This window comes from Saccharopolyspora endophytica (assembly GCF_018070075.1).
Classification (GTDB): Bacteria; Actinomycetota; Actinomycetes; order Mycobacteriales; family Pseudonocardiaceae; genus Saccharopolyspora; species Saccharopolyspora endophytica.
In genome coordinates, this window is sequence record NZ_JAGPXE010000005.1 from 372,486 (window position 1) to 390,658 (window position 18,173).

15 protein-coding genes are annotated in these 18,173 nt (G+C 69.2%); 10 read left to right on the forward strand and 5 right to left on the reverse strand.

Annotated elements, in window-relative coordinates:
- Positions 1-84 precede the first annotated feature (84 nt).
- Positions 85-1,029: an NADP-dependent oxidoreductase gene (locus tag KBO27_RS15385; RefSeq protein ID WP_246537281.1), complete on the forward strand. Its 945-nt coding sequence runs from the start codon at positions 85-87 to the stop codon at positions 1,027-1,029.
- A 68-nt stretch (positions 1,030-1,097) separates the two neighbouring features.
- Here the strand turns inward: KBO27_RS15385 and KBO27_RS15390 are convergent, their stop codons facing one another.
- The 3 genes from KBO27_RS15390 to KBO27_RS15400 all read right to left on the reverse strand — a co-directional run bounded on the left by KBO27_RS15390 (position 1,098) and on the right by KBO27_RS15400 (position 3,418).
- A complete protein-coding gene (locus KBO27_RS15390; RefSeq protein ID WP_307870427.1) occupies positions 1,098-2,210 on the reverse strand; it encodes a hypothetical protein in 1,113 nt (370 codons plus the stop codon).
- Positions 2,211-2,396: 186 nt separating this feature from the next.
- A complete protein-coding gene (locus KBO27_RS15395; protein ID WP_210970654.1) occupies positions 2,397-2,825 on the reverse strand; it encodes a rhodanese-like domain-containing protein in 429 nt (142 codons plus the stop codon).
- The gene (locus KBO27_RS15400) at positions 2,825-3,418 is read right to left on the reverse strand and encodes a cysteine dioxygenase (RefSeq protein ID WP_210970655.1); all 594 of its coding nucleotides are present in this window, start codon (positions 3,416-3,418) and stop codon (positions 2,825-2,827) included. Before KBO27_RS15400 ends, KBO27_RS15395 begins: the two co-directional genes overlap by 1 nt.
- 480 nt (positions 3,419-3,898) lie before the next feature.
- On the opposite strand from KBO27_RS15400, the gene KBO27_RS15405 reads away from it, so the two are divergent.
- The 4 genes from KBO27_RS15405 (at position 3,899) to hrpA (ending at position 10,920) form a co-directional block, all read left to right on the forward strand.
- On the forward strand, positions 3,899-4,666 hold the full coding sequence (locus KBO27_RS15405; RefSeq protein ID WP_210970706.1) for an ABC transporter ATP-binding protein: 768 nt from the start codon (positions 3,899-3,901) through the stop codon (positions 4,664-4,666).
- 119 nt (positions 4,667-4,785) lie between these two features.
- Positions 4,786-5,568, forward strand: coding sequence for an enoyl-CoA hydratase/isomerase family protein (locus tag KBO27_RS15410; protein WP_210970656.1), 783 nt, complete (start codon positions 4,786-4,788; stop codon positions 5,566-5,568).
- 100 nt (positions 5,569-5,668) lie between these two features.
- On the forward strand, positions 5,669-6,847 hold the full coding sequence (locus tag KBO27_RS15415) for a THUMP-like domain-containing protein (RefSeq protein WP_210970657.1): 1,179 nt from the start codon (positions 5,669-5,671) through the stop codon (positions 6,845-6,847).
- Positions 6,848-7,011: 164 nt separating this feature from the next.
- Positions 7,012-10,920, forward strand: a complete 3,909-nt coding sequence (hrpA, locus tag KBO27_RS15420; protein WP_246537422.1) for an ATP-dependent RNA helicase HrpA — start codon at positions 7,012-7,014, stop codon at positions 10,918-10,920.
- A gap of 280 nt (positions 10,921-11,200) precedes the next feature.
- On the opposite strand, the gene KBO27_RS15425 is transcribed toward hrpA, so the two are convergent.
- Positions 11,201-12,049, reverse strand: a complete 849-nt coding sequence (locus KBO27_RS15425; RefSeq protein ID WP_210970659.1) for a DegV family protein — start codon at positions 12,047-12,049, stop codon at positions 11,201-11,203.
- Between the two features lie 296 nt (positions 12,050-12,345).
- Here KBO27_RS15425 and KBO27_RS15430 point away from each other — a divergent pair, with 296 nt between their 5' ends.
- Positions 12,346-13,128 carry an electron transfer flavoprotein subunit beta/FixA family protein gene (locus tag KBO27_RS15430; RefSeq protein ID WP_210970660.1) on the forward strand — a complete coding sequence of 261 codons (783 nt, stop codon included), beginning with the start codon at positions 12,346-12,348 and terminating at the stop codon, positions 13,126-13,128.
- A 32-nt stretch (positions 13,129-13,160) separates the two neighbouring features.
- Complete coding sequence (locus tag KBO27_RS15435) at positions 13,161-14,111, forward strand: electron transfer flavoprotein subunit alpha/FixB family protein (protein WP_132676730.1); 951 nt, start codon at positions 13,161-13,163, stop codon at positions 14,109-14,111.
- 58 nt (positions 14,112-14,169) lie between these two features.
- Here the strand turns inward: KBO27_RS15435 and rnhA are convergent, their stop codons facing one another.
- A complete protein-coding gene (gene rnhA, locus KBO27_RS15440) occupies positions 14,170-14,616 on the reverse strand; it encodes a ribonuclease HI (RefSeq protein WP_210970661.1) in 447 nt (148 codons plus the stop codon).
- Positions 14,617-15,171: 555 nt separating this feature from the next.
- Here rnhA and KBO27_RS15445 point away from each other — a divergent pair.
- The 3 genes from KBO27_RS15445 (at position 15,172) to KBO27_RS15455 (ending at position 18,055) form a co-directional block, all read left to right on the forward strand.
- The gene (locus tag KBO27_RS15445; RefSeq protein ID WP_210970662.1) at positions 15,172-15,612 is read left to right on the forward strand and encodes a hypothetical protein; all 441 of its coding nucleotides are present in this window, start codon (positions 15,172-15,174) and stop codon (positions 15,610-15,612) included.
- 857 nt (positions 15,613-16,469) lie between these two features.
- Positions 16,470-17,234, forward strand: coding sequence for a GNAT family N-acetyltransferase (locus KBO27_RS15450; RefSeq protein ID WP_210970663.1), 765 nt, complete (start codon positions 16,470-16,472; stop codon positions 17,232-17,234).
- A complete protein-coding gene (locus KBO27_RS15455; RefSeq protein WP_246537282.1) occupies positions 17,231-18,055 on the forward strand; it encodes a lysophospholipid acyltransferase family protein in 825 nt (274 codons plus the stop codon). Before KBO27_RS15450 ends, KBO27_RS15455 begins: the two co-directional genes overlap by 4 nt.
- Positions 18,056-18,173 lie beyond the last annotated feature (118 nt).

An 18,173-nucleotide genomic window follows, 5' to 3' on the forward strand; every position in this document is an offset into this window, starting at 1 on the left:
CACTCCGGTGACAGAAAGGTTCCCATCCTCACAACGCCCCCTCGCCTGCACGCCGGTCCGCTTTCGATGGGGCAGGGTGGAGGCATGAGTGAAACCATGCGTGCCATCACCCAGGACGCCTACGGCGGTCCCGAGGTGCTGCGCGAGGCACAACTGGACAAGCCCGAGCCGGGACCGAGCGAGGTCCTGATCCGCGTGCGCGCCGCCGGCGTCAACCCCACCGACTGGAAGCACCGCGCCGGCCAGGGATTCCTCGGTGAACCCCCGCGCATCCTCGGCTGGGACGTCTCCGGCGTCGTCGAGGCCATCGGAACCGGCGTGACCCTGCACAAGCCGGGCGACGAGGTCTTCGGCATGCTGCCCTACCCGTTCGGACTCGGTTCTCACGCCGAGTACGTGACCGGTCCGGCGCGGGCCTTCGTCCCCAAGCCCACCGGGGTGGACCACGTGCAGGCGGGAGCCATCCCGCTCGCCGCGCTGACCGCGTGGCAGGCGCTGAACGACACCGCCGATCTGCAGGCGGGCCAGCGAATCCTGATCCACGCGGCCGCGGGCGGCGTCGGGCACCTCGCCGTGCAGATCGCCAAGGCCAAGGGCGCCCACGTCATCGCCACCGCGAGCAAGAGCAAGCACGAGTTCCTGACCGGGCTGGGCGTCGACGAGCTCATCGACTACACCTCGGCCGACTTCACCGAGGTCGTCAGCGATGTCGACGTCGTCCTCGACCCGATCGCCGCCGACTACCGCAGCCGCTCGCTGCGCGTGCTGCGCAAGGGCGGAATCCTCGTCTCGATCCTGCCCTACGACCGGGACGAACTCGTCGCGGAAGCCGACGAGCTGGGCGTGCGCGCCGAACTGATGCTCGTCGAAGCCGACCAGGCCGGGATGCAGGCCGTCCGCGAGCTGGTCGAGGCGGGCAAGCTGCGCGTCGAGATCGCCGGGACGTTCCCGCTCGCCGATGCGGCCAAGGCCCACGCTCAGGGCGAGACCGGGCGCACCCAGGGCAAGCTCGTGCTGACCATCAACTGACGCAGCGCGCGACACCGCAGCAGGGGAACCCTTCTGCCACTTCGCGTGGCAGAAAGGTTCCCCTGCTCCTAGTTCACGGACAGGCGCTGGCGGGTTTCGGTGACCCGCGGGGACCACGGCGCCAGTTCCTCGGCGCGCGCCAAGGCGGTTCGGGCCGACGCGTTGTCGCGGAGGGCCATGTGCGCGCGGGCGAGGGTGGCGAGGTCGTCGGCGCGCGAGAGCGGTGAGTGGTTGTAGTCCGCGCCGCTGGTGGCCAACCGGACCGCGTTGTCGGCGTCGCCCTCGATCAGGGCCAGCAGCCCGCTGGTGCCGTTGAGCTCGAACTCGGGATAGCCCAGCTGCACCGCGTCCTGAAGGGCCTTCTTCGCCGTCGGGAGCAGGCTGTCGGCCGGCATCTGCCCGGACTCGACCGCCTTGAAACCCAGCCCCGCCAATCCCGCCAGCAGGTAGGCCATCTTGCGCGGCGGAACGTCGTTGTCGGACAGGAACTTCAACAGCAGCAGCACGCCCGGCGCGTAGAGCCCGCGCGATTCCAGCACCGCGATCTGGCACGACACCGTCGCGTTGATGCCGGGAAACCGCTCCGCGAGTTCGTCGGCGCGGGCCTGCGCCGTGTCGAGGTCGCCGATGCGCAGCGCCTCGTAGGCGCGCGCCGCCAGCGGGGCGGCCAGGAAGTCCGAGCGTTCCGGCTCGGTCATCCGGGGAAGCGAGAACAGCAGCCAGCCGGTCGACGTCGTCAGAGGCACCCGCTTGGGCCACAGCTTGACCAGCATGAACGCGCTCATCGCCAGCGCGAGACCCCGCCCGAACGCCCCCGGTACCCACAGCCACGCCGCGGCCACCGCGGCCACGCCCACCAGCGCCGAAACCAGGCCGGCCAGCCAGCAGCGCAGGATCACCGGCGAACGCCACGGCCCGATCTGCGCCCGCAACGTCACCGGCAAGGCCCGGAACGTGAAGGTCACGCTGCCGCGCTTGAAGGACGCGACCTCCCGCATCGCGCCGAACACGACCTGCCGAACGCGCAACCCGAAGATCACCGACCCGAGCAGCAAGCCGACCTGCGTCGCCACCGGCAGCAGGATCGCTCCCGCCACACCGCCGAACCAACCCGCCACGACATTCGCGAAACCGGTGCCGAGGACCAGCTCGACCGCCGCTAGGACAACCGCGCCCACCACGGTGACCAACACCCATGGGCGGAACAAAAGGCTCTGCGCTCGCACAAGGCCCGGAGCCTACGGGACCAGCCCGCACCGAGGAGGCGCTTTGCTCGCCCTGGTCGCCGTGCGGGGCCGTGACGTGCGCAAGGGAACCTTCCTGTCACGAGCCGGGCGGGCGGTGACAGGAAGGTTCCCTTGCGCAGATCAGGCGACGGCGGCGGTGGTGGGAAGGCCCGCTTCCTTCCACGCGCGGAATCCGCCTGCCAGATCGGTGGCCTTGGTGAGGCCGAGCTCCTGGGCTTGGGCGGCGGCGAGGCTGGAGGCGTAGCCCTCGTTGCAGACGAGGACGATCGGGCGTTCCGGGTGCAGGCCGTCGAGGCGGTGGCTGCCTGCCGGGTCGAGACGCCACTCCAGGACGATCCGTTCCACGGTGAGCGCACCGGGGATCTCGCCGTGGGTGAGGCGGTCGGATTCCGGCCGGATGTCGATGATCAGGCCACCGGTGCATTGGAGCTCGAAGGCTTCCTGCGGGCTGACCCTGGCGAGTTTCTCCCGGGATTCGGCCAGCAGGTGCTCGATCCCGTAGGGGCCGTGACCGATCAGCTCTTCGCGGGGCTCGGGGATGTGCGGCATTACACGACCTCGCTTCGTTGCGGAGGGACAGCGGGGATCTCGGCCAGGTCGGCGTAGTAGCGGACCGGTAGCAGCGGCGGTGAGTAGGCGTGCACGCTGGCGGAGTTGACCGAGCTGACGTTGGTGACCCGGTGCGCGCGCCCGGCACCGAACCCGATGCCGTCACCGAGGTCGTGGTGCTGGGTGCGGACCGGGCCGCCCGAGTAGCGGTAGTCCTCGCGCAACCCTCCGAACAGGACTGAGAACGATCCCGACGCGCCGCCGTGGTCGTGGGCCGGTGTGCCCTGGCCGGGAGCCCAGGACAGCAGCCAAAGTTCGACTCCCGCGGTCAGGCCGAGCTTGGCCCACCACCGCTGCTGCTCGTCGATGCGCACGATGTTCATCAGCTGCGTGGTCAGCTCGCTGGTCACCAGGCCGGTGAGGTCGCGGAGCTCGCGCGGGGTCCAGTTGAGGTGGTCGGGGCGGATCAGGTCCCGCAGCAGCGGCAGGTCGAAGGCGGGGTGCACTTCGGCTTCGCCGAGCGCGGGCACGGGTGCGGTCGGGGTGTATTCGGATTGCGCGGCGGTCGGCCGTTCCGGCTGCGTGATGCTCATGCGGTGTCTCCAGGTGTCTTGCGGTGTGCACCGGCACGACACGGCGCACCCCTGCTGCGAGAGGTGCTGGGGTGGCTGGATGATTCGTCGTGCCGCGATGAAGTCGCGTGAAGCGGGAGGTCTCTCGGACCGCTTTCAGCGACAGGCGGAGGCGATGACCCGGAACAGGTCGATCACGCGATCGCGGGTGAGCAACGAATCGGACACGCCACAGATCGTGGCACCGGATCGTCGCCGGGGCCAGTGGTTGAGCGGGGTTCCCGGTATGTGGACCGGTGCGAGGCGCGGGGTCGATCATCGGGCGCGTGGCAGTGGCATCCCGCCCGCAGGGGGTGCGGCGTCGGCGGGAACAATGGGCCCAGAGGGGACCGGCCGGAGCCTGCGGCGGTCCCGGACGGAGACGAACGCCGAGTGCGCGCCCGGGGCGCCGCCGCGGTCAGTCACGGCTGGGAGGTAGACGTGGACGACCTGGTCATCCAGATGGATGGCGTCGGTGTCCGGCGGGGCAAGACGACACTGCTGGCGGACGTGAACTGGTCTGTGGAGCTCGACGAGCGCTGGGTCGTGCTGGGCCCCAACGGCGCCGGCAAGACCACGCTGCTGAAGATGGCCAGCACGGAGATGCACCCGAGCACCGGAACCGTCGACGTCCTCGGCGAGCGGCTCGGCAAGACCAACGTGTTCGACATCCGGCCCTTGATCGGGCTGTGCTCGGGTGCGCTGGTCAACCGCGTCCCCGGCGAAGAGCTGGTTCGCGACGTCGTGGTCAGCGCCGGGTATTCGGTGTTCGGCCGCTGGCGCGAGGAGTACGACGACCTGGACACCGATCGTGCCGTTGAACTGCTCGAACTGCTCGGCGTCGCGCACCTCGCCGACCGCGAGTTCGGCACCCTGTCGGAGGGCGAGCGCAAGCGGGTCATGATCTCCCGCGCGCTGATGACCGATCCGGAGCTGCTGCTGTTCGACGAGCCCGCAGCCGGTCTCGACCTCGGTGGCCGCGAGGACCTCGTCGCCCGCCTGTCGACGCTGGCCATGGACCCGGACGCGCCCGCATCGGTGCTGGTCACGCACCACGTCGAGGAAATCCCGCCGGGCTTCACGCACTGCCTGCTGCTGCGCGACGGCGGCATCGTCGCCCAGGGGCTGCTCGACGACGTGCTCACCGAGGACAACCTCTCGAAGACCTTCGACCAGAACCTCGAACTGCAGCGTGCGGGTGACCGGTACTTCGCCCGCCGCCGGCCCTGACCTGCTGCACCGCCGGTGAGGTCTTCGGCGATGTTGAGATCGGTGACACAGCAGATGTGGCGCGGGGCGCGATAGCCTCGCCTGCGGCACGAGCGGTGGTTCGACGAGGAGGTTGCTGCGTGGGCGAGTTCGTCAGGCTTGAGGTCGAAGGCGCGATCGGCACGATCCGGCTGGATCGACCGAAGATGAACGCGCTGAACAGGCAGATCGAGACCGAGCTGCGGGAAGTGGCGATCGAGGCCGCTGAGCGCGACGACATCCGCGCGGTGATCGTCTACGGCGGCGAGAAGGTCTTCGCGGCAGGCGCGGACATCAAGGAGATGGCCGACATGTCCTACGCGGACATGGCAGCCAAGGAGCAGCGCGGTCTGTCGGACGCGATGAGCCAGGTCGCGGCCATCCCGAAGCCCACGGTCGCGGCGCTGACCGGCTACGCCCTCGGTGGCGGTTTCGAGCTGGCGCTGTCGTGCGACCGGCGGGTCGCGGCGGACGACATCAAGGTCGGCCAGCCGGAGATCCTGCTCGGCGTCATCCCCGGTGCCGGCGGCACGCAGCGGCTGGCGCGGCTGATCGGCCCGAGCAAGGCCAAGGACATCATCTACAGCGGCCGGTTCGTCGAGGCCGAGGAGGCGCTCGCGCTGGGCATGGTCGACGAGATCGTGCCGTCCGCCGACGTCTACGCGACGGCGAAGCGCTGGGCGGAGCAGTTCACCGGTGGCGCGGCGCGCGCCCTGGCGGCGGCGAAGGCCGCGATCGACGGTGGCCTGGACGTCGACCTGGACAACGGTTTGAAGCTCGAAACCCACCTGTTCGCGGGGACGTTCGCGACCGAGGACCAGAAGATCGGCATGAAGTCGTTCATCGAGAACGGCCCCGGCAAGGCGAAGTTCACCGGGCGCTGACCCGGCACTCATCAGCGGAAGCAGCAGTGACGAGCACACCCCGCCCTTCAGCCCTCGGTTCTCGCCGACCGTTCGCGGTCGGCTCGTTCTAGGGGGCGGGGTGGGGTACTCGTTCGACGTCGAGGACGTCCTGTTCCTGCGCTCGACGGCGGGTCGCGAGGCCGTCGCCGAGCTCTCCGGTCTGCCGCTGACCGGCAAGTCGCGGCTGACCGACGTCGCCGCGGCACGTCGGCAGGTCGGTGACCGGTTCGCCGCCGCTGCGCTGGAAACCGCGGTGTTGCGGCGCAAAGCCGAGTCCAAGCTGGAGGGCAGCGGGGACTGGCTGTTCACCGATTCCGCGTTGCAGCAGGCCACCGCGAGCGTCGTCGCCCGGCACCGCGCGCAGCGCCTCGCGGGCCGCGACGTGCACGACGTGACCTGCTCGATCGGTGCCGACCTGATCGCCGTGGCCGCTGTCGCCCACCGCAGCGTGGGCTCCGATCTGGACCGGGTCCGGTTGCTCATGGCGCAGCACAACCTGGCCGCCACCGGTCGCGAGGCGCTGCTGGTGGAGGCCGATGCGCTGCGCCCGGTTACCCGGGACACCGTCGTGGTCGCCGACCCCGCGCGCCGGGATGAAGGCGGCAGGCGCCGCTGGAACCCCGCCGACCTGGTGCCGCCGCTGGACGAGCTCATGGCCGTCCACGCCGGGCGAGACCTGGTCGTCAAGTGCGCTCCCGGTCTGGACTTCGCCGCGGTCCCCGACGACGTCGAGGCCGAGGTGGTGTCGCTGGGCGGGCAGGTCCGGGAGGCCGCGTTGTGGTTCGGCTCGCTGGCCGATCCGACGGCGCGGCGCCGCGCGAGCGTGCTGCGGGCCGATGGCGGTGCCTGGAGCATCACCGACGCCGAGCCCGACGACTGCCCGGCGGAGGACGTGCGCGAGTGGATCGTCGATCCGGATGGGGCCGTGGTGCGAGCGGGGCTGGTGCGCCACTACGCCGCCCGTCATGGACTCGTCCAGCTCGATCCGCGCATCGCTTACCTCACCGGCGATGCGCCGCCGCCCGGCGTGCGGGCCTTCCGGGTGCTCGACCACGGCCGGTACAACGAGAAGGCGCTGCGCACGCTGCTGCGCGCGCACGACGTCGGTCGGCTGGAGATCCTGGTCCGCGGTGTCGACGTGGACCCGGACGCACTGCGCCGCCGGCTCAAACCCAAGGGGACGCAGGAAGCCAGCGTCGTGATCACCCGGGTCGGCGACCAGGCGATGGCCTACCTGTGCCGCGCCGAGCGCACCTGAGCAGCTTCATTCCGTGACCGGCGTCACGGAACGGGGCGTCTGCCGTGAGTGCTGCGAAATCGGGAGGCACTGCCGCAGGGGCCTTCTCTATGCTTGTGCGGAGTATGGGTACGTCGTCTGTGAAATCTCCGCTCGCTGATCTGCGGGAACGTTTGCCCGAGCTGATGCTGCAGGACCAGCGTCGGCTGCGTCGACGCATCGAAGGCGCCCGCAAGATCCGCGATCCCGAGGCGCTGCGGTCGGTCACCGCGGAGATCACCGGCGACGTCGAGACCGCCGAGCTGCGGGTGCAGCGACGCCGCGACGGCACTCCCCGGATCACCTACCCGGACAGCCTGCCGGTCAGCCAGCGGCGGGACGACCTGCTCGCCGCCATCCGCGACAACCAGGTCGTCATCGTCGCAGGTGAGACCGGGTCGGGTAAGACCACGCAGCTGCCCAAGATGTGCATGGAGCTCGGACGCGGCATCAAGGGCGTCATCGGCCACACGCAGCCGCGCAGGCTCGCGGCGCGGACCGTGGCCGAGCGGGTCGCCGAGGAGCTGGGCACCGAGATCGGCGGTGCGATCGGCTACCAGGTGCGGTTCACCGAGCGCACCGGCGACGACACGCTGGTCAAGCTGATGACCGACGGCATCCTGCTCGCCGAGATCCAGCACGACCGGCTGCTGCGCCGGTACGACACGCTGATCATCGACGAGGCGCACGAGCGCAGCCTCAACATCGACTTCATCCTCGGTTACCTCAAGCAGCTGCTGCCGCGCCGCCCCGACCTGAAGGTGATCATCACCTCGGCGACGATCGACCCGGAGCGGTTCTCCCGGCACTTCGACGACGCGCCCGTCGTGGAGGTCTCCGGCCGGACCTACCCGGTCGAGGTGCGCTACCGCCCGCTGCTGGAGGACTCCGACGACGAGGAAGACCCGTCGACGGATGTCCGGGACCAGCCGCAGGCCATCTGCGACGCGGTCCGCGAGCTGTGCGCCGAAGGCCCCGGTGACATCCTCGTCTTCCTCAGCGGTGAGCGGGAGATCCGAGACGCCGCCGACGCGCTGGCGCAGCTTGCGCTCCGCGACACCGAGGTGGTGCCGCTGTTCGCGCGGTTGAGCGCCGCCGAGCAGCACCGGGTGTTCCAACGCCACTCCGGGCGCAGGATCGTGCTGTCCACCAACGTGGCGGAGACGTCGCTGACCGTTCCCGGCATCAAGTACGTCATCGACCCGGGCACGGCCCGCATCTCCCGCTACAGCTTCCGCACGAAGGTGCAGCGGCTGCCGATCGAACCGATCTCGCAGGCCTCGGCGAACCAGCGGAAGGGCCGGTGCGGCCGGGTTTCCGAGGGCATCTGCGTCCGGCTGTACTCGGAGGAGGACTTCGAGTCCCGGCCGGAGTTCACCGACCCGGAGATCCTGCGCACCCACCTGGCATCGGTGATCCTGCAGATGACCTCCCTCGGGCTCGGTGAGATCGAGTCCTTCCCGTTCCTGGAACCGCCGGACCGCAGGCAGATCACCGACGGCGTCAACCTGCTGCACGAACTCGGCGCGCTGGAGAGCGGCAAGCCCGCCGACGAGCGCAAGCTCACGCGGATCGGCCGCAGCCTCGCCCAGCTGCCCATCGACCCGCGCCTGGCGCGGATGGTGCTGGAGGCCGAGCGCAACGGCTGCGTGCGCGAGGTGCTGGTCATCGTGGCTGCGCTGTCCATCCAGGACCCGCGCGAACGCCCGTCCGACCACCAGCAGGCCGCCGACCAGAAGCACGCGCGCTTCGTCGACAAGGAAGCCGAATCCGACTTCCTCTCCTACCTGCGCCTGTGGGAGCACCTGCGCACCCAGCAGAAGGAGTTGTCCTCCAACCAGTTCCGCAAGCACTGCCGCAACGACTTCCTCAACTACCTGCGCGTGCGCGAGTGGCAGGACCTGTTCGGCCAGCTGCGCCAGATGGTGAAGTCGATGGGGATGACGCTGGCGGATCAGCCCGCCGACGCCACCCGCGTCCACCAGTCGCTGCTGGCCGGTCTGCTCTCGCACGTCGGTCTCAAGGACGTCGAGAAGCGCAACGGCGCGCAGCGTTCCGGCCCGCCCGGGCGAGGCGGCAACGAGTACCAGGGAGCCCGCAACGCGCGGTTCGCGGTGTTCCCCGGGTCGTCGTTGTTCAAGAAGCCGCCGCGCTGGGTGATGGCCGCGGAACTCGTGGAGACCTCCCGTCTGTGGGCGCGCATCGTCGCCCGCGTCGAGCCGGAGTGGATCGAGCAGCTGGCCGGGCACCTGGTCAAGCGCAACTACAGCGAACCGCACTGGGAGAAGGACCGGGCAGCCGTGATCGCCACCGAGCGGGTCACGCTCTACGGCGTGCCGCTGGTGGTGGACCGCAAGGTCAACTACGGGCGCATCGATCCCGAGGTCAGCCGCGAGCTGTTCATCCGGCACGCGTTGGTCGAGGGCGATTGGGAGACCCGGCACGAGTTCTTCCGCCAGAACCGGGCGCTGCTCGACGAGGTCGAGGGCCTCGAAGAGCGCGCTCGCCGTCGCGACATCCTGGTCGACGACGAGACGCTGTTCGAGTTCTACGACCAGCGCATCGGCTACGAGGTGGTTTCCGGCAGGCACTTCGACACGTGGTGGAAGAAGACCCGCCGCGAGCAGCCCGACCTGCTGAACTTCGAGAAGTCCATGCTGATCAACGAGCGCTCGGCTCAGGTCAGCGACCAGGACTACCCGGACCAGTGGGTTTACGGCGAGCACCGGCTGAACCTGACCTACCAGTTCGAGCCGGGCGCCGACGCCGACGGCGTCACCGTGCACATCCCGCTGCAGGTGCTCAACCAGATCGACGCCGAGGGCTTCGACTGGCAGATCCCCGGCCTGCGGGAAGAGCTGGTGACCACGCTGCTCAAGTCGCTGCCGAAGCAGACCCGGCGCAACTTCGTGCCCGCCCCCGACTTCGCCAAGGCCGTGCTCTCCCGCGTGGGCCCCGACGACGGGCCGCTGCTGGAGACGTTGCAGCGCAGCCTCCGGCAGCTGACCGGTGTCGAGGTGCCGCGCGCGGAGTGGGATCCGGAGCGGGTTCCCGAGCACCTGAAGATGACCTTCCGCGTGGTGGGCCGTCGCGGGCGCAAGCTCGCCGAGTCCAAGGACCTCGAATCGCTGAAGCTGCGGCTCAAACCCAAGGTGCGCGAGGAGATCTCGGCCGCGGCCGACGACATCGAGCAGGGCGGGCTGCGTTCCTGGAGCTTCGGCGAGCTGCCGCGCACCTTCTCCCAGCAGCGTTCGGGGCACGCCGTGAAGGCGTACCCGGCGTTGGTGGACGAGGGCGAGAGCGTCGCGGTGCGGATGTTCGACACCGAGCAGGAGCAGCGGCGCGCGCTGTGGAACGGCACGCGCCGGTTGCTGCTGCTCAACGTGCCGTCGCCGGCGAAGTCCATCCAGCGCGGCATGAGCGCGACCAGCCGCCTGGTGCTGGGCGGGAGCCGGTACGGCGACCTGGGTTCGGTCCTCGACGACTGCGTGCGCTGCGCCGTGGACAAGCTGATGGCCGACAACGGCGGGCCCGTCTGGGACAGTGACGCCTTCACCTCGCTGGAGGCGAAGGTCCGCGCCGGGCTGGGCGAGTACACCGTGGCGGTGCTGGCGGAGGTGGAGCGGGTCCTGGTCGCGGCCCAGCGGGTCGAGACGGTGCTCGCCGACCGCCCCAAGGGCATGTCGACGGAATCGCTGGGCGACATCCGCCGGCAGCTGGAAGGCCTGCTGCACCCGGGATTCGTCACCGCGACGGGCTTCGACAGGCTCCGCGACCTGGTCCGCTACCTGGGCGCGATCGAGCAGCGGCTGGACAAGGCGCAGCACCAGCCGCAGCGCGATCGGGAGTGGATGCACCAGGTGGACGAGGTCAGGCAGCGCTATCGGGATCTGCTCGCCGCGGTGCCGCAGGGGCGTTCGCCCAGCGATGCCCTGCTCGACGTGGGTTGGATGATCGAGGAGCTGCGCGTGAGCCTGTTCGCGCAGTCCTTGGGGACTCCGCGGCCGGTGTCGGTCAAGCGCGTGCACCGCGCGATGGACAAGCTCCAGGACTGAGAACCTGTCGCGCGCGCGGCAGCGCGGCTGACGGGTCGCACTCATGATTCCCCCAGGAATGGTGCGGAATTCGTGCCCGCGTGAAGCCTTTCGGGCCGGACAACAACGAGTATCCGGCATCGAACACGCGTTCGCACCACTCAAAAGGGTGGAAGGCTCAGGAAAAATCAGCAAGAACTGCGAAGTGCGGCCCGGTGAAAGGGGTCCGCGGTAATGGTCGGTCGACCCGATCGCTCGGCGAGTCCGGTCCCCGAGCCGGACTTCGCTGAGGGGGAATCGTTCAGAAGCCGGCGGGCGAGACGGCGATTCCGAGCGCCCCGGGTCCCGTGTGGGCTCCTATGATCGCGCTGGTCTCCTCCAGGGTGACCCGGCGGACCTGCGGCAGCTGCGAGCACAGCGCGTCGAGCACCTGCTTGGCGCGATCGGCGGCCTCGAAGTGCTCCACGCCCACGTCGACCGGGCCTCGGCCCGCGCGCTCCACGGCGGTCGCGACGGCCTTGCGCAGCGCCCGCTCCGGGCCGATGGCCTTGTGCAGCTGGTCGATCACGCCGTCCTTCATGATCAGCACCGGCTTGATCGACAGCGCTTCGCCGACCCACGCCTGGGCTCGGCCGATCCGGCCGCTGCGCTGCAGGTACTCCAGGGTGTCGACGTAGAGCAGCTGCGTGGTGCTGCGAAGGCGGTGCTCCAGGACGTTCATCACGCCGTGCGGTGTGGCGCCCGAGGCGGCGGCCTCAGCGGCGGCGATCACCGGGAAGCCGAGGCTGAGCCCGGTCAGCCGCGCATCGACGACGTAGACCGGCACGCCGATCTCCGCCGCGGCGATCCGGGCGGACTGGCAGGTTTGGGACATTCCTTCGGAAATGTGGATCGAAATGATCGCCTCGACACCGGAAGCCGCGGCGTCCGCGTAATTCCAGTAGAAGGCCGGCGGCGGGGGCGGGTTGGTGGCGACCGGGACGTTGTTCCGCATTGCCTCGGCCATCTGGGGATGCAGCACCCGGCGCTCGTCGTTCTGTTCATCGCCGACGGTGAGCTCCAACTGCACGATGGAGATTCCCAGCCGGTCGGCCACGTCGAGCGGAACGGAAGCCGTCGAATCGGTCACGATGGCGACGCGTCTTCTCATAGTCGTCAGGCTACTAATACGTAAGGTTCGTTCACATACTTTCCGGATGACCCGTCCCCACTTTTGCTGCGGCCGATCATCCCCGCTGAGCGAAGGTGAGTACTGTCACGGGTGGGACCTGGTTGCACCCGGGCTACTGGCAAGTAACATCCTCGGTGGTTGGCATCACTGTGCTTTCCAGCTGAGGGCATGGCAAGGTCAACCTAACCCGGACGGAAGAAGCGCCGGGTCCACAAGCAGAGCCGCTGGAGGACCAGCGAGCGTCATTTGAGTCCGCAGGAGGTCGAAGAGGGCCCATGAACATCGTCGTCCTGGTTAAGCAGGTGCCCGACACGTATTCCGAACGGAAGCTGTCTGCTGCGGATCACACGTTGGACCGCGAGTCGGCGGATGCCGTGTTGGATGAGATCAACGAGCGCGCGGTGGAGGAGGCGCTGTTGATCAAGGAGGCCCAGGGCGGCGAAGTGACCGTCGTGTGCATGGGCCCGGATCGCGCCACGGATGCCATCCGCAAGGCGCTGTCGATGGGTGCGGACAAGGCGGTGCACCTCTCCGATGAGGCGTTGCACGGCACCGACGCGCCCGCCACCGCCAAGGCGCTGGCGAAGGTCATCGGCACCGTTGAGGGTGTCGAGTTGGTCATCGCGGGCAACGAGGCGACCGACGGTCGCTCGGGCGCGGTGCCGGCGATGGTCGCCGAGGTGCTGGGCTGGCCGCAGCTGACCTTCGCGCGCAAGGTCGAGACCGACGGTTCCAGCGTGAAGGTCGAGCGCGAGACCGACGCGGGCATCCTGACCGTCGAGTCCGGTCTGCCGGCCGTCGTGTCGGTCACCGAGAAGATCAACGAGCCGCGGTACCCGTCGTTCAAGGGCATCATGGCCGCGAAGAAGAAGCCGGTGAGCGCGCTGTCGCTGGCCGACGCGGGGATCGACGCCTCCGAGGTGGGGCTGGCCAACGCCGGCTCCCAGGTCGTCGAGTCCGCTCCGAAGCCGCCGAAGTCCGGCGGTGTGAAGGTCACCGACGAGGGAGAGGGCGGCGTTGGCGTCGCCGACTTCCTGGCCGGCGAGAAGCTGCTCTGAGTCGTTCACGGTTTTCGAGGAGGCATTGATTCATGGCTGAGGTTCTGGTCCTCGTCGATCACGTGGACGGCGAGGTCAAGAAGGTCACGTACGAGCTGCTGACCGCGGCCCGTCGCATCGGTGAGCCGTCGGCGGTCGTCGTCGGCGAGCCGGGCACCGCGGGCAAGCTGTCCGAGGCGCTGGGCTCCTACGGTGCGGCGAAGGTCTACGCGGCCGAGTCCGCCGAGGCCGCCGAGTACCTGGTGACGCCGCAGGTCGACGTGCTGGCCGCGCTGGCGGGTTCGGCGAACCCGGCGGCCGTGCTGGTGCCGGCGTCGGTCGACGGCAAGGAGATCGCCGGTCGTCTGGCGATCCGCCTGGACACCGGTCTGCTGTCGGAGGTCGTGGACATCGACGGTGAGGGCGTGGCGTCGCACTCGCTGTTCGGTGGCACCTACGACGCCAAGGCGAAGGTCACCAAGGGCACCCCGGTGGTCACCGTTCTGCCCGGCTCCATCGAGGCCGAGCAGGCCTCCGGTGCCGCCGCGGTCGAGCAGGTCGAGGTTCCGGCCGCGTCCGGCGCCAAGATCACCGGTCGGCAGCCGGCCGAGGCCGGCGACCGTCCCGAGCTCACCGAGGCCAGCATCGTGGTCTCCGGTGGTCGCGGTGTCGGTTCGGCCGAGTCGTTCGAGGTCGTGGAGAAGCTCGCCGACACGCTGGGTGCCGCTGTCGGTGCCTCGCGTGCCGCGGTGGACTCCGGCTACTACCCGCACCAGTTCCAGGTCGGCCAGACCGGTAAGACGGTCTCGCCGCAGCTGTACGTCGCGCTGGGCATCTCCGGCGCGATCCAGCACCGGGCGGGCATGCAGACGTCCAAGACGATCGTCGCGGTGAACAAGGACCCGGAGGCGCCGATCTTCGAGATCGCCGACTACGGCGTCGTGGGTGACCTGTTCAAGGTCGCCCCGCAGCTCACCGAAGAGGTCACCAAGCGCAAGGGCTGACCCCTGACGCGAAGAAAGCGGGCCGTGCTCACACCGAGCACGGCCCGCTTTTTCGTCATCAACGCGCCTCGTCACGCCCCTTGCAGGCGAGCTTGTCCGCGCGTTCGTTCTCCGGGTGGCCGGCGTGGCCCTTGACCCACTCCCACTGCACCTCGCCGTGACGGGAGCATTCGGAGTCCAGCCGCTGCCACAGATCGGCGTTCTTGACCGGTTTCTTCGCCGAGGTCATCCAGCCGTTGCGCTTCCAACCGCGCATCCACTCGGTGATGCCCTTGAGCACGTAGGTGCTGTCGGTGTAGACGCGCACCACCGGGATCGGCCGGGTGAGAGCGGCCAACCCCTCGATCACGGCCGTCAACTCCATCTTGTTGTTGGTCGTGGTCGGATCCTTGCCGTAGAGCTCCCGCTCATGGTCGCCATAGCGCAGCACCACGCCCCAGCCGCCCGGGCCGGGATTCCCGCTGCATGCGCCATCGGTGTAGAGGTCGACGCGCTCGATCTGCATGCGCTGAATCTAGCCGCCACCGGCCGGGTGATCGGGCAGCGGCGTGCGCGGAAGGTTCCCACGCTCACACCGAGACCGCTGCGACGCGGGTGACAGGAAGGTTCCCTCTTGTTTCGTGATCGGCGCTGATCTGGGAAAGCGCGCGTGGTCGACCTGCTGTGTAGTCACAGTGTGATGGATCTGGACCCATGTTTGCCCCACGCCAGTGGAGACCACGGCCCCGCCCTCTTGCCCCACGGCCAACACATGGGCAACAAGGCGCGGTGAGGTGCCCCCGGTCCGGAGGTATGTCGCCCAACGTCGGGCCGGTGGCGACAGGCACATTGAACCAACCCTGACCGGCGACGGAAGGGGTAAAAACGCGGACGTGACCCCGGATGCGCGTCCTATTCGGCGAGGAACGCAAGGACGCGCCACCCGCGAGAACCGGCCCCGCAGTGAGTATGGCCTGCGCCACCACCGTGCCTGGTCTGATTTGCCGCTGATCTCGAAACCGCTCCACCATCTCCGCCGTGAACCGGAACCCATACGTCCGGCATCTGCCGGGTGATCACAATGCGTAGCGGTCACCCCCGCTACCAAGAAGTGTGGCTGCGCTGGACCATCGAACCGGTCATGGCCGTGATCGTGGTGCCCGTGCAAGCCGCAGCCTGGTGGCTCACCCGCAGCTCGACCCACGCCGAACTCAGCGACCTGGCGGCCCTCGTCATCGTCGCGTGGCTGCTCTCCGCCCCGATCGGCATCGCAACCAGAGAACTCATCGGAAAACCGACCGGAGCAGACGGGGAATACAGCAACCCCCACTGGATCACCGCCGAAGTGACCGGGAGAACCGTCGCGTCCGTACTCGCGTTCCTCTGGATCAGCGCCAACCCCCTGGCCGGGATCCTCATCGGAACCGTCACCGGCCTGATCGCGGCGGCGGGCGTGGTGCTGTTCAACCAGCCGTGGAAACCCCTACCGCAGCCCAACCGCGGGGGTGACGGGGGTGACTAGCGACCAGATCATCGCGGTCATCGCCCTAAGCACCCTTGCCGTGGCCACCGTGACGATCACGGCGGTCGTTGTCGTACTCAACCGGCGATCACCGAACCGCCGCACCATGCGTCAAGCCTGCACCGAAGCTTCCACGGTGCAACGGTGCCTAGTGGCCCTGCAGTGCGTTGCCCTACTTGGCTTGGCCTGGAACGCGTTCCGGCCCGACGATCTCCCACGCCCCTACGGCTCGCTCATCGCCCTGGCACTGATCGTGACTCTCAGCGTGCCCCTGGCGGGCCTCGGACGAGCGTGGCGCCAGCAACGACAAGACCACCGAGGCCATCGAGACCGGGGTGACCGGGATGCGTGAACGACTGCGTCGATGGGCGGATCGTCACCAACTTGCTCTCAAAGCGACCTCGGTGATGTGGATCGCGGGGGCCTTCAATGGCTCTTCGACGACGACGGCCCGCCCTTCGGCCGTCGCCGCCGCGTTCGCACTACTGGACCACTGCGCCCGCCACTGGAGAGCAGAGTGAAGACACGCCACCCGAAGGCGCTCCGCCTGGCCGCAATCTGAGCCCTCACCGGACTACTCACCGCCCCCGGGGTCCTTGGCCGAAGGTCCGGATGGATCTTGGGTGATCTGCGCGGCGCGGCACGGTGCGCAGGTTGCTCGACGAGCCGGAATTCGTCGTCAACGGGCGGGCCGCCGGGGACGAGGTGGAAGGTCAGGCAAGCCCCTCTGACGTGCTGCAACGGGCGGTATCGAAGGCCCGGACGGAGTAGTACGCACCTGGCATTCACCGAAAGTTCCGGCTCCGTGTCATCCGCTGGTGTGTTGGGCGTTCGCTGCGCGGCGATACACCTGGGACATGTCCGAGATGCAGCTGCTGGCCAGCGCCGCACCGAACGCGGCGGCCGACGCCCACTACTCGCTGCTCGTCGCCCGTGATTCCGACGAGGTCCACGCCGCACAACGCCTGCGCTACAAGGTGTTCGCGGAGGAGATGGGCGCCACGGTCAAGGGCGGGGAGCACGGCGTCGACCAGGACTCCTTCGACGACCACTGCGACCACCTGATCGTGCGGGAAGACCGCAGCGGCGAGGTGGTCGGCACCTACCGGATGCTGCCGCCCGACCGCGCTTCGTCCGCCGGAATGCTCTACTCGGAAACCGAATTCGACCTCTCCGCTCTGGACCCGCTGCGCCCGTCGCTGGTGGAGACCGGCCGCTCGTGCGTGCACCCCGATCACCGCAACGGTGCCGTGGTCAGCCTGGTGTGGGCGGGAATCGCCCGCTACATGCTGCTGCACGGGCACACCATGCTCGCCGGTTGCGCCTCGGTGCCGCTGGACGACGGCGGGGTGCAGGCCGCGCACGTGTGGCGGACGGTGTCGCAGAAGCACTACGCGCCGGAGGAGCGCCGGGTGCACCCGCACCAGCCGTGGGAACCCGGTGAGATCAACGAGCGCTCGACGATTCCGCCCCTGCTGCGCGGTTACCTGCGGCTGGGCGCGGAGGTCTGCGGCAAGCCCGCGCACGACCCGGACTTCGGGGTGGCGGACTTCTTCGTGCTGGTCGACCTGGAACGCGCCGATCAGAGATACATGCGGTACTTCCTCGGAGAATCGGCATGAACCACTCCTGGATGCCGGAGTCGCCGTGCGGGCCGGACTGCCTGCCGCCGCGCGACCCCGGCACCGAGGTCGGCCGGCTGCGGCTGGCCATGCGCATCGGGATCACCGTCGGGCTGCTGCTGATCGGCAGCGCGATGGTGCTCGCGCTGCCCTCGCAGCTGCGGCGGAGGGCGGTGCCGAAGTGGTTCCGGATGTTGTTGCGAGCGTTGGGCATCCGGTTGGAGGTCGACGGGACGCTGACGCCCGGTGGCGGGCTGATCGTGTGCAACCACGTCTCGTGGTTGGACGTCGTGGCCCTTCAGGTGCTCACGCCGATGAAGATGCTGGCCAAGGTCGAGGTCCGATCGTGGCCGGTGCTGGGTTCGTTGGCCGGGCGGGTCGGGACCGTCTACATCGACCGCGACCGGCTGTCGGCGTTGCCCGGGGCGGTGTCCACGATCGCTGACGAGCTCCGCGCGGGTTCGGTGATCGGAACGTTCCCCGAAGGCACCACGTGGTGCGGCACCGCCAGTGGTCCGTTCCGCCCCGCGGTGTTCCAGGCAGCGTTGGACGCGGGCGCCCGGATGCAGCCGGTGGCGGTGCGCTTCCGCGACGGACGCGGGCGGCTGACCACCGGGGCGGCGTTCCTGGGCGATGCGAGCTTGGCGGATTCGGTGTTGTCGGTCGCCCGCATGCGCGGTCTCGTGGTGGAGGTCGTGGTGCTGCCGGAACTGTCCGGCACCGACCGCAAGGCGCTGGCCCGTGAGGCGCAGGCCGCGATCACGGGAGCCACCGGGGCGCACCTGGGCCACGGCGAGCCGGCGGAGGCCATGGCCGCCTGATCCTCCTCGGAGAGGCCAGGATCTGGTCCCCGATCTCAGTGGAAATCCGGTCCCGGGGACGAATGATCGGCTGGGCCGGGTGGGTGGAAGGACTGGACCTCCACCGGGGTGGAGGTTG